The sequence below is a fragment of the Sphingomonas alpina genome, from assembly GCF_014490665.1.
GTDB classification, from domain to species: Bacteria; Pseudomonadota; Alphaproteobacteria; order Sphingomonadales; family Sphingomonadaceae; genus Sphingomonas; species Sphingomonas alpina.
In genome coordinates this window covers 4751860-4764499 of the sequence record NZ_CP061038.1, presented here as the reverse complement: position 1 = coordinate 4764499, position 12640 = coordinate 4751860, and the positions used below count along the sequence as shown (strand labels likewise).

Below are 12640 nucleotides of genomic sequence, written 5' to 3'. Positions count from 1 at the left end.
TTGAAAATTACCGATCGCGACGGCCCAGCAAGCGTAACCGCAAGGCGTTGAGCTTGATAAAGCCCGCCGCGTCGCGCTGATCATAGGCGCCCTGATCGTCCTCGAAGGTCACGACCTTTTCCGAGTAGAGCGAATTGGGCGATTTGCGGCCCGTGACGATGACCGACCCCTTGTAGAGCTTGAGCCGGACCGTGCCCGAGACCTTTTCCTGGCTATGGTCGATCGCCGCCTGGAGCATCTCGCGCTCCGGCGAGAACCAGAAGCCGTTATAGATCAGCTCGGCATAGCGCGGCGCGAGCTCGTCCTTGAGGTGCGCCGCACCGCGGTCGAGCGTCAGCTGTTCGATCCCACGATGCGCGAGGTGATAGATGGTACCGCCCGGCGTTTCGTACATGCCGCGCGACTTCATGCCGACGAAACGGTTCTCGACCAAATCGAGCCGGCCGATGCCATGCCGGCGACCCATCTCGTTGAGCGTTTCCAGCAGCGTCGCGGGCGACATGCCGACACCATTGATCGCGACGCCGTCACCGCGTTCGAAATCGACCGTGATCGTCTCCGGTTCATTCGGCGCATCCTCCGGATTGACGGTGCGCGAATAGACATAGTCGGGGACCTCGTCCCACGGATCCTCAAGCACTTTTCCTTCCGACGAGGTGTGCAGCATGTTGGCGTCGGTCGAAAAGGGCGATTCGCCGCGCTTGTCCTTGGGCACCGGAATCTGATGCTGTTCGGCAAAGGCGATCAGCGCGGTACGGCTGGTCAGGTCCCATTCGCGCCAAGGCGCGATCACCTTGATATCGGGCGCGAGCGCGTAATAGCCGAGCTCGAAGCGCACCTGGTCGTTACCCTTGCCGGTCGCGCCATGGCTGACCGCATCGGCGCCGACCAGCTTGGCGATCTCGACCTGGCGCTTGGCGATCAGCGGCCGGGCGATCGAGGTGCCGAGCAGATACAATCCCTCGTACAGGGCGTTGGAGCGCATCATCGGGAAGACATAATCGCGCACGAATTCCTCGCGCAGATCGTCGATGAAGATGTGCTCGGGCTTCACGCCCATCAGCTCGGCCTTGGCGCGCGCCGGCGCGAGTTCCTCGCCCTGACCGAGATCGGCGGTGAAGGTCACCACCTCGCAATTATAGGTCTGTTGCAGCCATTTCAGGATCACGCTGGTGTCCAGACCGCCGGAATAGGCGAGGACGACACGATTGATCTGATCGGACATGGGCAATGGGCTCCGCGAGATAGGGACGCGCGGGCGGGTATCAGCCCGCCTCGCACGGGGCAAGTCGAGGCGCTGTCTATTCGGGCGCCGCCGTTTTCATGCCTCTGAGCAGGGCAGGCAGATAAAGGCCCAATGCGCCGGCGCGATAGGCATAGCCGAGCAGCATCGCCCACCACAGGCCGATCGAGCCAAACGGACGGAGCAGCAGGTCGGTGACGATATACAATGCGGTCGCGACGATCGCGGCGTTGCGTAGCGCGCGGCCGCGCGTGGCGCCGATGAAGATGCCGTCGAGCAGCCAGGCCGGAACGCCAATCAACGGGATCGCGGCGGCGAAGGGCAGCAGCGCGCGTGCCTGAGTCCGCACATCGGCATTGGCCGCGAGCAGGTCGATCAACGGACCGCCGGCCAGGAAGAAGAGCAGCGCGAAACCGAGACCGGCGAGCAGCGAGAATTCTCCGGTCAGCCGGATCGCGCGGCGCATCTGAGCTTCGGACCGGGCGCCGATCGCATGGCCGACGCGTGATTCGGCGGTGAAGGCGAACCCGTCGAGCACGAACGCGGCGACGCTGACGAATTGCATCAATACGTGATTCGCCGCGAGCGGCACCGTCCCCAGCCGCGCACCGGCATTGGTGAACCACACGAACAGCAAAAGCAGCGCGATGGTACGGATCATGATGTCGGCGTTGACCGCGAACAGCCGCTTCAGCGCGCCACCGCCGAACAGCGCGGCCGAGCCCAGCCGGCGCCAATCGATTCCTCGCCCGACGATCAGCAGCCCGGTGGCGAGCGCGATCCATTCCGCGCAGGACGTGCCCAGCCCGACGCCGCGAGCGCCCAGGTCGAAATGCCATACGAACATCAGATCGAGCGCGATGTTCGCGACGTTCATCACGATCTGCAGTGCCAGCGCCGCGCGTGTACGACCGACGCCGAACAGCCAGCCATTGATCGCGAACACGGCGAGGCCGGCCGGTGCGCCGATGAACCGCGCGCCGACAAAGGCACGCGCGGCATCGTCGAGGGCGCCGCCGCCGGACAAGGCGGCAAAGGCAAGCGGGATCAGCAACAGCTGCAAAGCGAACAGGACCACACCCAGCACCAGGCCGACCGCAACCCCGCGGAGCAGCAGCGCCTCGACCTCCGGCGCATCACCCGCGCCCGCCGCCTGCGCGGTCATCCCGGTCATGCCCATGCGCAGGAAGCCGAAGGTCCAGAAAATCAGGTTGATCACCGTCGCGCCGAGCGCCACCCCGGCGAGCGCCGCCGCGTCACCGGTCGCGCCGATCACCGCGGTATCGACCAGCCCGACCAGCGGCACCGTGGTCTGGCCGAGCATGATCGGCCAGGCCTGGGCGAAGATCGACCGGCGGGTGAGCACAAGCGAAGTCATCGGCGGCGCTTAGGCAGGAATGCCGTGTTGCGCTAGATTATCGGCGTGTCGAATCGGGGAATGACGATGGCGGAGAACAAGACCCAGGCAACCGATGCGAGCGTGGAAACATTCCTTGCACGGGTCGAACCCGAACAGCGCCGCAGCGACGCGCGGATCGTCATCGATCTGATGACGCGCATCTCGGGCGAACCAGCGACGATGTGGGGCCCCTCGATCATCGGCTTCGGCCGCTATCGATACCGCTACGACAGCGGGCGCGAGGGCGAGATGGCGCGGATCGGGTTCAGTCCACGCAAAGCGAGTCTGGTGCTTTATATCGCCGGCGGCTTTCCTCGTCACGACGCGCTGATGGCGCAGCTCGGCAATTTCACCACCGGCAAGTCCTGCCTTTACGTCAAGAAGCTGAGCGAGGTGGACATGGGCGTGCTGGAAGCGCTGATCGTCGAGTCGCTCGACTATATGCGGATGACTTATCCGCCGGCTTGACGCAGCCGACGCTCTTCCTCGTACATATAGTCGCGCGTGATCGGCAGAACGTGGCGGTTGCGCGCGAACTGCACCTGATAATTGACCATCCCGCCATAGCGGAATGCGGCGCTCGCCCCCGCCAGATAGAACAGCCACATGCGATAGAAGCGCTCGTCATACAGCTCGATGATCTGTTCACGCGCGGCGACGGTGCGGTCATACCAGAGGTCGAGCGTATAGCTGTAATGCAGCCGCAGCACTTCGACATCGGTCAGGAAGAATTTCTGCCCTTCGTTGGCGCGCACGATTTCCGACAGCGCGGGGTTATAGCCGCCCGGGAAGATATATTTCGCGGTCCAGTCATCGGTCACGCCGGGCGCGCCGGCCCGGCCGATGGTGTGGAGCAGCATCACGCCGTCCTCGGTCAGCAGGCTGCGGCATTTGCGCATGAAAGTGCGGTAATGCGCCGGGCCGACATGTTCGAACATGCCGACCGACACGATGCGATCGAACGTGCCGGTGACGTGGCGATAATCGATCAGCTCGAACTTCACCTTGTCGGCGACGCGGGCCTCTTCGGCGCGGCGGCGGGCGACCTTGATCTGCTCTTCGGACAAGGTGACGCCGAGCACCTCGGCGCCGGTCTTGGCATGAAGATAGAGCGCCATGCCGCCCCAGCCGCAGCCGATATCGAGCACGCGCATGCCCGGCTTCAGCGCGAGCTTGGCGGCGATATGCGCCTTCTTGTCCGACTGCGCCTGTTCCAGGCTGTTGTCGGGATCCGTGAAATAGGCGCAGCTATACTGGCGATCTGCGTCGAGGAAGAGATCGTAGAGCCGGTCCGACAGGTCGTAATGATGCGCGACGTTGCGTTTCGATGCGCGCGCCATGTTGATCCGGCCGATGCGGTGAGTCACTGCCGCCACAGCGCGTCGTGTCGGGGAAGCGACCAGCGCGGCCTTGCCCTCCTCCCACAAATCATTGGCGGTCATCAGCGTAACCAGTCCCATGATATCCTCTCCATCGACGAGCATCCGGCCGTTCATATAGGCCTCGCCCGCGCCGAGGCTGGGATGACGCACGATGAAGTTCGCCGCACCCGCGTCCGCGAAACGGATCGTGACGGTCGGGAAGCCGGGTTCGGGCGTACCAAAGGTACGGACATTGCCGTCGGCGTGGTGGACTATGAGCTGCCCGCGCTTGACGCGGGCGGCAAGGAATCGATCGATCAGTGCCATACGCGGCCCCGTAACAAGTCAGATGCCCGCATACCAATCGTAATCGACACGATCTTCCCAATATCCGCCTTTTCCCAGGCCGATGCCGGCGAGTGACGCTACGGCATCGATGCGCATGACATATTTGGCGTGCTTATAGCCGAGCTGCCGTTCCACCCGCAGGCGAATCGGCGCGCCGTGCCCGACATCGAGCAGCGTATCGTTCATCGCCCAAGCAAGGATCGTCTGCGGGTGGAATGCGTCGATCAGGTCGATCGATTCATAATAGGGCTGCCCGCCGTAGAGATCGGCGCAAGTGAAGACGATATAGCGCGCCGCGTCCCGGATCCCCGCCAGCTTCAGCAGAGTGCCGAGCATCGGCCCCTGCCATTTGCCGATCGCGCTCCAGCCCTCGACACAATCGTGGCGTGTGATCTGGCTGCGTGCCGGCATCGAGCGAAGCTGCGCCAGCGAAAGGTCGAGCGGCCGCACGACGAGCCCGCCGACCTGCAATCGCCAGTGCGCGAAATTCTCCGCCACCATCGCATTATAGCTTGGCGTATTGGGATTGGCGGTGCCGTTGGTGCGGAAACGCGGCGACATCTGGTCGGGCCGAAATTCGGGCGCCAGCGCGCCGCGATTGGTCAGCGCACGCTGCAGGCCCTGGTTCATCGCATCGCCCGATAGCAGGATCTTGCGAAACCCCGGATTCTGCGCGACCCGGTCACAGCCGCTGAGCAACAGTCCCGCGGTCACGGCACCGCCGGTGACGAGCGCCCGCCGGGTGATCAGGCTGCTCATTGATCATCCTCCGGCACGGTCCAGCGTCCGGTGATCATAGAGCGCACCTCATTCCAGGCGCCGGCCAGAATGACCAGCACGAGGTGGACGATGATGAACAGGACCAGCCCGCTGGCGGCAATGAAATGGATCGAACGCGCCGATTGCCGCCCGCCGAACAGATCGAGCAGCCACGGCCATGCCGCATTCATGCCCGGCGACAGGGTCAGGCCGGTCAGGATCATCAGCGGGATCAATACGAAGATGGTCAGCGCATAGGAGAGTTTCTGGAAAATATTGAACGCGCCGGGATGGTTCGGATCGTGGAAGCGAAAGGCGAGATGTTCCTTCAGGTCGAACCACAGATGAGCCGGCGACAATTCCGCCAGCCGGATGCGCAGATCCTTCTGGAAATGCTTGTTGATCAGGCTCGAGACCATGAACAGCAGCAGCCCGAATGCCAGCACCAGCGCGAACAGCAGATGCCAGCGTCGCGCAATGGCGAGATTATAGCCCGCCGGGATGGTCAACCAGCTCGGTGCGCGCGGCGTGTGCAACCAGGCATGGTCGAAATTGGCGCCATAGGCGCCCCAGTAGAGATGCGGGTGGGCGTTGAGAATGGTCAGGCCGCTACCGATCAGGATCATCACCGTGACGACGGTGACCCAGTGCCAGATGCGTGTCGCCAGCCTGTGACGGTAGATGGAAGACCCGGGAGCCGGAGCGAGCGGCTGAGGTGCGCGCCCGGGGACGGCATCGCCCGTCGCTGGCGGAGGCTGGGGTTCGACCGGATCTTCCATCTGTGCCTCTTGTTCGGTCGTTGCTGGCGATCGGTTACATCCTGAACCTGTATCGGCCAACGCCGCCCTGTTGACCAGCGGTCGAAACCCGGGGAACCAGGGCGGGATGCCAGAACAATATTTCTATCAGCCCGAACATGGTCACGGCCTTGCCCATGATCCGCTGAACGCGATCGTCGCGCCACGGCCGATCGGCTGGATCAGCACGGTGAGCCCGACCGGTGTGCGCAACCTCGCGCCCTATTCCTTCTTCAACTTGTTCAGCTACCGCCCACCGATCATCGGCTTTTCATCGACCGGCTGGAAGGACAGCGTCGCCAATATCGAAGCGACCGGCGAGTTCGTATGGAATCTCGCCACCCGCCCGCTGGCCGAGGCGATGAACGCAACCTCGGCGCCGGTGGCGGGCGACGAATTCGCCCTGGCCGGGCTGGAGACGGCGCGGTCACGCCTGGTCGCGCCGTCGCGCGTCGCGGCGAGCCCGGTGGCGTTCGAATGCCGGCTGACTCAGTTGTTGAGGCTTGAAAGCAAGGACGGCGATGCGCTCGACCAATGGATGGTGTTCGGCGAAGTGGTCGGCGTGCATATCGATCCGGCGCTGATCGACAAAGGCATCTACCAGACCGCCAGGGCACAGCCGATCCTGCGCGGTGGGGGTGCTGGGGATTATTTCGAGATCACCGAGGCGCAATTGTTCCGGATGCGCCGGCCCGGCTGACTTCAGCTATAGGCCCGCCAGAAGAACACGGCAGTCGTGATTGCCGTCACCAGCAGAGTCCAGATCCGGATCACCGCCGGCGACAGGATACGCCCGAGCTGCGCGCCGAGATAGCCGCCGGCAATCGCGCCCGCGAGCATCGGCAGGCACAGCAGCCATTTCACCATGCCGGTAACGATGAAGATGATCGCCGCCGCCGCGTTGGCGGTCGCCAGCATCAGGGTACGCGGCGCCGCCAGCTTGTGCGGCTCCGCCCCCGACAACAGCCCCCAGGTCGCGGTCATCATCAGCCCGACGCCGCCGCCGAAATAGCCGCCATAGATGCCAAGCAGGGCCTGCGCGCCGATCAGCGTCTTCGGCCCGATGCTGATCCGGCCGCTCAATGCCGCCGCTCCACGCTTGCCGAATGCCAGCGCGATTGTCGCCAGCAACAATAGCCAGGGGATGACGATATCGAACACCCGGGTCGGGGTGGCGACCAGCAACAGGCTGCCCGCGACGCCGCCGGCAAAGGTGATGCCGGTGAGCAGCCGCACCGACAGGCCCGACATCGGTTCCAGCCCGGCGCGATAGGTCCAGGCGCTGGCCATCGCGCCGGGCTGCAGCGCGACATTGCTGGTCGCATTGGCGATCGGCGAGGGCAGACCGAGCGCGATCAGCGTCGGCATGGTCGCAAAGGTGCCGCCGCCGGCGAGTGCGTTCATGGCGCCACCGAGCATACCGGCACCGGCCGCAAAGGCGAGATCAGCGAGAGTCACGAGGCGCGCTACCCTTCCGTTCGCCCTGAGCTTGTCGAAGGGCCGTTCCTGTCCGCCATAGAGAGAAAGAACGCTGCTTCGACAAGCTCAGCACGAACGGGGAGTGTGAGCCGCCGCGCTCACCCGAGCGCCGCGAGTTTTTCCTCGGCCTGCCGGTCGAGTTCGGCACGGCTCTTCTTTTCCGACGCGGTCTTCAGCTGACCGCAAGCGGCATCGATGTCGCGCCCGCGCGGGGTGCGCACCGGCGCGGAAATGCCGGCTTCGAAGATGATGTTCGAAAAGCTGCGGATCCGGTCGGGCGTCGAACATTCGTACGGCGCGCCGGGCCAGGGATTGAACGGGATCAGATTGACCTTGGCCGGCAGATTATAGTGCTTGATCAGCCGGACCAGTTCGCGCGCCTCGGCATCGCTGTCATTCTTGTCGCGGAGCATGACATATTCGAAGGTGATACGCCGGGCGTTATTGGCGCCGGGATAATCGGCACAAGCCTGAAGCAATTCCTCGATGCCGTATTTGCGATTGATCGGGACGATCTCGTCGCGCACTTCCTTGGTCACGGCATGGAGCGAGACGGCAAGATTGACGCCGATCTCGGTCCCCGCGCGCGCCATCATCGGTACCACGCCCGAGGTCGACAAAGTGATGCGGCGCTTCGACAGCGCAATGCCGTCGCCGTCCATGATCAGTTTCAGGGCGTCGCGTACGGCATCGAAATTATACAGCGGCTCGCCCATCCCCATCATCACGATGTTGGTCAGCATCCGCCCCTCGGGCTGGCTCGGCCATTCGCCGAGACCGTCGCGCGCCAGCATGACCTGGCCGACGATCTCCGCCGGGGTCAGGTTGCGCACCAGGCGCATCGTACCGGTATGGCAGAAACGGCAATTGAGCGTGCAGCCGACCTGGCTCGACACGCACAAGGTGCCCCGATCGGCATCGGGGATGAACACCATCTCGTAATCCTGGCCGTCGTCCGAGCGCAGCAGCCACTTGCGCGTCCCGTCGGTCGACACCTGCGCCTCGACCACTTGCGGGCGGCTGATCACGAAGCGCTGCGCGAGCCAGGGCTGCATCGTCTTCGAGATGTCGGTCATCAGCGCGAAGTCGGTCACACCGCGATTATAGATCCAGTGCCACAACTGCTTGGCGCGCAACTTGGCCTGTTTCGGTTCGAGTTGCGACGTCTCCAGCGCCATGCGCAGGTCGAGCTTCGACAGGCCAAGCAAGTCGATCCGCCCGTCGCTGCGCGGCACGAAGCTGCGCGGCACGGGCACGGGATCAATGTGCCCGGGAATAGGCATGAGGGTCGTCGCGGTGTTGGGCATGGCGGCGATGTAGTCGAAAACCTCGACAATTTCCAGCCATGGCACCGATCCGCCGCAACGACCCGGACAGGCCTCCATCGCTCAGCGTTCGATGCAGCCAAGCGCGGTCAGCGTCGCACTCACCGCCTGGTCGAGTGGGGTGTGCGGCTCCGGCCCGATCACCGCAACCAGCGCGGCATTGTCGAGCTCGACCGGATGTTCCCAGAAGGGCTTCATCTCGATCAGTTCGCGCATCGTCGGGTTGAACGGCGCGATCAACGGCAACAGCAGCCAGGGCAGGCGCGATGGCTTGAGGTTCGGCTTGCCCACCGCGCGGGCGATGGCCCGGGTGATCATGGTGCCGTCTGCATCCCAGGTGCCGGCAAAATGATAGCGTGCAAAGTCGGGCAGCGATCCCTCAATATCCAGCAGCCGGGCAAAGGCTTCACCAAGGTCGGGCAGATAGGCCCAGCCATGGCCGATCCCGCGCTTGCCCGGATAGAGGATCGACCGCACCGGCTGACCCGGCTTGACCATGCCCTGCGAAAACCAGTTATTGCCTGGCCGTGGCCCGAAGAAATCGCCGGCGCGCAGGATCATCGCCCGCACGCCCGAATCGGCGATACGCTGCTCCATCGCCACCCGGATCGCGCCCTTGCGGGTCGCGGCCCGTTGCGGCGAGTTGGGCAGCGCCACCGGCGTGGTGGCGGGATCATAATTATAGATCGTGCCGGGCAAAGCGAGCCGCGCCCCGGTCGCCTGTGCCGCGGTAATGCTGTTGTCGAGCATCGGCAGGACCAGCTTCGCCCAGTCGCGATAGCCCGGCGGATTGACCGCATGCACGATCGCGTCCGCGCCCTGTGCCGCCGCCATCACCGCGGCCGCGTCGAGTGCATCGCCCTGCACCCATTCGATCCCGTCGCTTGCCGCCGGCGCACGCCGAGCAAGCCCTCGCACCCGCCAGCCATGCGCCAACAGCGCCCGCGCCGTCTCGCCGCCGACGCCGCCGGTCGCACCCAATATCAGAACAGTCTTTGTCATGATCGTCTCCATCGCTTGATGGTGAGGATATCGGCGCGGGAGAGACTAAAAGAAATTGTCAGGCTATTCTAATCGGCCTATCATAAAATGATGAGCAATGATTTTGCCGCCGAGGATGACTGGGAACGCCACCGCGCCTTTCTGGCGGTGTTGCGCGACGGCAGTCTGGCGGGGGCAGCACGGTCGCTCAACCTGGCGCACCCGACTGTGCGCCGCAGGATCGCGGAACTGGAACATCGGCTCGGCGTGACTCTGTTTACCCGCGCGCCCGACGGATTGCGCCCGACCGACGCCGCCCTGTCGCTGCGCGAACCCGCCGAGGCGATGGCGCTCGCCGCTGCCGCCTTCGCTCGCGCCGCACAGACCCGCCACGGCGAAGTGGCCGGCCTGGTCCGCGTTTCGGCCAGCGAGATCATCGCGATCGAAGTGCTGCCGCCAATCATTGCCGAGCTCCGCCGCCGTCACCCGGCGCTGAACATTGCGCTATCGCCGAGCAACCGGAACGAGGATTTGTTACGGCGCGAGGCCGATATCGCAGTGCGGATGGTGCGGCCGGCCCAGGATGCGCTGGTCGCGCGCCATATCGGGGCGATCGAACTCGGCCTGCACGCGCGCGCCGAGGTGCTTGACGGGCACCCCTTTCCCAAAACGCTCGATGATGTGCGCGCGATCGGCCTGATCGGGGTCGAGACCGACAATGCAGTCCTGCGCGGCCTGCGGGCCCAGGGTGTTACGCTCACCCAGGCCGATTTCTCGTTCCGCACCGACAGCGATATTGCGCAGGTCGCCGCGATTCGCGCCGGGATCGGGATCGGCGTGTGCCAGGTGCAGCTCGCCGCGCGTCATCCGCATCCGACCCTGATCCGCGTCCTGCCCGATTGGTTCAGCGTCGATCTCGATACCTGGGTCGTGATGCATGAGGATCTGCGGACCTCGGCACCGGTTCGCGCGGCGTTCGATGCGCTGGTTGCAGGGATGGATGCCTATCTCGCGCAGCCCAGTGCCGCCGCATCGATTGCGGTCGCCGCGCCGCGCAGGGCATAGACATCAGCGAAGGGCACGCCGCTCTTGCTTAGCGTCTCCACACTCATGCTGCGGCCCGACCGGATCGCCGCGACCACCGCAGCATCGGTGCGCCTGTCGGGCGACCAGGCATCAGCATTGCCGGCGACCAGCGCGAATCGCCGCTCGCCGACCGACAGCGTGACCCGGGCACGCGGATCGCGGTCGCGGCTGAGACGGATATGCAGCTGGTTGCGGGCGCCCTGTCCCGGCCAGGTCGCGATGCTCGCGAACGGCCGCCAGCGCGCCGATCCGCCGGCCTGGACTGGTTCGGCAATGGCGTAGCAACGCCGCGGCGAGGGGTCGGTGAAGGCGCCCCAGCGATCGAAGATGCCGAGCGATTCACGCGCCTCCGCCTGAGCCGGCGCCACACCGGCGGCAAGCGCGAGGAGGAGCAGCGCGCGCTTCATGCCGGCGCGTGGCCCGTGCCGAGATGGACGACCGTCTCGATTCCGTTTTCGATCATCACCACCGATCCTTGCGGCAATCCGGGCAAGGCCGGGGCGCCGAAGCCGGGGATCTCCGCCGTACCGGTCATCACCCCCCGCATGACCCGGCTCGAAATGCCGTGCATGATCACCAGCCGGTCGCCTGGATCCTCATTCGTCTCGCCGAGCCAGCCGCCGACGCGCGTCGCGATCTCGTGATAAAGCTCTCCATCGGGGGCGGAGATCAGCAATCCCGATTCGCGATCGAACACCGGCCCGACCTCGGCGATGACATCGGCATAATAGCGCCCGCCCCAGCTGCCCATGCCGATCTCGACCAGCCGCGAATCGGTTTTCGCGCCGTGCCAGTCGAGCTCGAGATGCTCGGCGATCACCGCCAGCGTCTGCAGCGCGCGGCCGGTGGGCGAGGCCCATAGGGTCAGCGCCGGCTTGGTCCCCAATTCGGCGCGCAAGGCCCGCCCCATTTCGTCGGCCTGGGAGAATCCGGCGCGGGTCAGGGGGTATGGGGGTGGTCGCCCTGCAATCTTTGCGCGGCATTGAACACGGTTTCGCCGTGCCGTGCGATGAAATCGCGCCCCAATCGCCCTTGGGGCCGTGCTGCCTTGGAAGTCATGCCCCGGCATTCAACCCCGTGTGGCACAAAAGCAACGTTTTTCCGTGTTTATCTGAGGTTCATGCAACTTCGCTCCGAGCCACCTATTTGAGCATCCCCGCCCGAGTTTTGGGGGCGGGAACGACCAATGGAGTATGGTTATGCGTAAGTTTGTTCTCACCGCCGCCGCCAGCGCACTGGCGCTCGGTATCGCCGCTCCCGCTTTCGCACAGGACGGCCCTGCCGAAACCTTCACCGGCCCGCGCGTCGGCGTGATCCTGGGCTATGACAAGCTCCAGCCGGGCAGCGGCCCCGACTCGGACATCGACAGCGACCACAAGGCTGACGGTTTCCTCTATGGCGGTGACGTCGGCTATGACGTGGCGCTCGGCAGCCTGGTCATCGGTGCCGAAGGTGAAATCACCGGATCGACCTCGAAGGTCTCCAACAACCCGGTCAACGCGGCGGCACTCGGCTATGGCCGGGTCAAGTCGGGTCGCGACCTTTATGCCGGTGTGCGCGTCGGCTTCCGCGCGACGCCGAGCACGTTGATCTATGCCAAGGGCGGCTACACCAACGCCCGGCTCGACCTGACCGCAAGCGATGGCACGACCACCACGGGCCAGCACTTCAACCTTGACGGCTATCGTCTGGGTGCCGGTGTCGAGCAGGCGCTCACCGCGAAGACCTATGCGAAGATCGAATATCGCTACTCGAACTATGGCAATGCGCGGTTTGAATATGCCAACGGCGCAAACACCAACAACTTCGATGTCGATACCGACCGGCATCAGATCGCGGTTGGCGTCGGCTTCCGCTTCTGA

Annotated in this window: 13 protein-coding genes and 1 pseudogene; 4 read left to right on the top strand and 10 right to left on the bottom strand. The window is 64.8% G+C overall.

All coding sequences use genetic code 11. The features are described from left to right. Window positions 1-7 precede the first annotated feature (7 nt). The gene (locus tag H3Z74_RS22470; RefSeq protein ID WP_187761700.1) at window positions 8-1225 is read right to left on the bottom strand and encodes an argininosuccinate synthase; all 1218 of its coding nucleotides are present in this window, start codon (window positions 1223-1225) and stop codon (window positions 8-10) included. A 76-nt stretch (window positions 1226-1301) separates the two neighbouring features. Further along, window positions 1302-2621: an MATE family efflux transporter gene (locus tag H3Z74_RS22465; RefSeq protein WP_229726739.1), complete on the bottom strand. Its 1320-nt coding sequence runs from the start codon at window positions 2619-2621 to the stop codon at window positions 1302-1304. A gap of 60 nt (window positions 2622-2681) precedes the next feature. Here H3Z74_RS22465 and H3Z74_RS22460 point away from each other — a divergent pair, with 60 nt between their 5' ends. After that, window positions 2682-3110 carry a DUF1801 domain-containing protein gene (locus tag H3Z74_RS22460; protein WP_187764479.1) on the top strand — a complete coding sequence of 143 codons (429 nt, stop codon included), beginning with the start codon at window positions 2682-2684 and terminating at the stop codon, window positions 3108-3110. On the opposite strand, the gene H3Z74_RS22455 is transcribed toward H3Z74_RS22460, so the two are convergent. Genes H3Z74_RS22455 through H3Z74_RS22445 form a run of 3 tightly spaced genes read right to left on the bottom strand, consistent with a single transcriptional unit; the run spans window position 3095 to window position 5889 of the window. Beyond that, window positions 3095-4330, bottom strand: coding sequence for an SAM-dependent methyltransferase (locus H3Z74_RS22455; protein ID WP_187761699.1), 1236 nt, complete (start codon window positions 4328-4330; stop codon window positions 3095-3097). The genes H3Z74_RS22460 and H3Z74_RS22455 overlap by 16 nt on opposite strands. Window positions 4331-4348: 18 nt before the next feature. Next, window positions 4349-5110 carry a molybdopterin-dependent oxidoreductase gene (locus H3Z74_RS22450; protein ID WP_187761698.1) on the bottom strand — a complete coding sequence of 254 codons (762 nt, stop codon included), beginning with the start codon at window positions 5108-5110 and terminating at the stop codon, window positions 4349-4351. Further along, on the bottom strand, window positions 5107-5889 hold the full coding sequence (locus tag H3Z74_RS22445; RefSeq protein ID WP_187761697.1) for a cytochrome b/b6 domain-containing protein: 783 nt from the start codon (window positions 5887-5889) through the stop codon (window positions 5107-5109). The genes H3Z74_RS22450 and H3Z74_RS22445 overlap by 4 nt, the downstream gene beginning before the upstream one ends. A 106-nt stretch (window positions 5890-5995) precedes the next feature. Between H3Z74_RS22445 and H3Z74_RS22440 the strand changes: the two genes are divergently transcribed. Then, window positions 5996-6607, top strand: coding sequence for a flavin reductase family protein (locus H3Z74_RS22440; RefSeq protein WP_187761696.1), 612 nt, complete (start codon window positions 5996-5998; stop codon window positions 6605-6607). Between the two features lie 2 nt (window positions 6608-6609). Here the strand turns inward: H3Z74_RS22440 and H3Z74_RS22435 are convergent, their stop codons facing one another. From H3Z74_RS22435 to H3Z74_RS22425, 3 genes are all read right to left on the bottom strand, one after another. Then, window positions 6610-7365, bottom strand: a complete 756-nt coding sequence (locus H3Z74_RS22435; RefSeq protein ID WP_229726738.1) for a sulfite exporter TauE/SafE family protein — start codon at window positions 7363-7365, stop codon at window positions 6610-6612. A gap of 119 nt (window positions 7366-7484) precedes the next feature. Further along, a complete protein-coding gene (rlmN, locus tag H3Z74_RS22430; protein ID WP_229727112.1) occupies window positions 7485-8669 on the bottom strand; it encodes a dual-specificity RNA methyltransferase RlmN in 1185 nt (394 codons plus the stop codon). Between the two features lie 105 nt (window positions 8670-8774). Further along, entirely contained in the window at window positions 8775-9713 is a 939-nt protein-coding gene (locus tag H3Z74_RS22425) for an NAD(P)H-binding protein (RefSeq protein WP_229726737.1), read from the bottom strand. Between the two features lie 90 nt (window positions 9714-9803). Between H3Z74_RS22425 and H3Z74_RS22420 the strand changes: the two genes are divergently transcribed. Then, window positions 9804-10757 carry a LysR family transcriptional regulator gene (locus tag H3Z74_RS22420; protein ID WP_187761694.1) on the top strand — a complete coding sequence of 318 codons (954 nt, stop codon included), beginning with the start codon at window positions 9804-9806 and terminating at the stop codon, window positions 10755-10757. On the opposite strand, the gene H3Z74_RS22415 is transcribed toward H3Z74_RS22420, so the two are convergent. Together H3Z74_RS22415 and H3Z74_RS22410 are read right to left on the bottom strand one after the other, a co-directional pair. Next, a complete protein-coding gene (locus tag H3Z74_RS22415; RefSeq protein WP_187761693.1) occupies window positions 10697-11185 on the bottom strand; it encodes a hypothetical protein in 489 nt (162 codons plus the stop codon). The genes H3Z74_RS22420 and H3Z74_RS22415 overlap by 61 nt on opposite strands. Then, window positions 11182-11837, bottom strand: a pseudogene (locus tag H3Z74_RS22410) (histidine phosphatase family protein). Before H3Z74_RS22410 ends, H3Z74_RS22415 begins: the two are co-directional and overlap by 4 nt. A gap of 140 nt (window positions 11838-11977) precedes the next feature. On the opposite strand from H3Z74_RS22410, the gene H3Z74_RS22405 reads away from it, so the two are divergent. Next, the gene (locus H3Z74_RS22405; protein ID WP_187761692.1) at window positions 11978-12640 is read left to right on the top strand and encodes an outer membrane protein; all 663 of its coding nucleotides are present in this window, start codon (window positions 11978-11980) and stop codon (window positions 12638-12640) included.

Excerpts from the sequence above, each read along its gene's own strand:
- H3Z74_RS22470 (WP_187761700.1), bottom strand. The coding sequence starts at position 1,225 with ATGTCCGATCAGATCAATCGTGTCGTCCTCGCCTATTCCGGCGGTCTG.
- H3Z74_RS22465 (WP_229726739.1), bottom strand. The coding sequence starts at position 2,621 with ATGACTTCGCTTGTGCTCACCCGCCGGTCGATCTTCGCCCAGGCCTGG.
- H3Z74_RS22460 (WP_187764479.1), top strand. The coding sequence starts at position 2,682 with ATGACGATGGCGGAGAACAAGACCCAGGCAACCGATGCGAGCGTGGAA.
- H3Z74_RS22455 (WP_187761699.1), bottom strand. The coding sequence starts at position 4,330 with ATGGCACTGATCGATCGATTCCTTGCCGCCCGCGTCAAGCGCGGGCAG.
- H3Z74_RS22450 (WP_187761698.1), bottom strand. The coding sequence starts at position 5,110 with ATGAGCAGCCTGATCACCCGGCGGGCGCTCGTCACCGGCGGTGCCGTG.
- H3Z74_RS22445 (WP_187761697.1), bottom strand. The coding sequence starts at position 5,889 with ATGGAAGATCCGGTCGAACCCCAGCCTCCGCCAGCGACGGGCGATGCC.
- H3Z74_RS22440 (WP_187761696.1), top strand. The coding sequence starts at position 5,996 with ATGCCAGAACAATATTTCTATCAGCCCGAACATGGTCACGGCCTTGCC.
- rlmN (WP_229727112.1), bottom strand. The coding sequence starts at position 8,669 with ATGCCTATTCCCGGGCACATTGATCCCGTGCCCGTGCCGCGCAGCTTC.
- H3Z74_RS22425 (WP_229726737.1), bottom strand. The coding sequence starts at position 9,713 with ATGACAAAGACTGTTCTGATATTGGGTGCGACCGGCGGCGTCGGCGGC.
- H3Z74_RS22420 (WP_187761694.1), top strand. The coding sequence starts at position 9,804 with ATGAGCAATGATTTTGCCGCCGAGGATGACTGGGAACGCCACCGCGCC.
- H3Z74_RS22415 (WP_187761693.1), bottom strand. The coding sequence starts at position 11,185 with ATGAAGCGCGCGCTGCTCCTCCTCGCGCTTGCCGCCGGTGTGGCGCCG.
- H3Z74_RS22405 (WP_187761692.1), top strand. The coding sequence starts at position 11,978 with ATGCGTAAGTTTGTTCTCACCGCCGCCGCCAGCGCACTGGCGCTCGGT.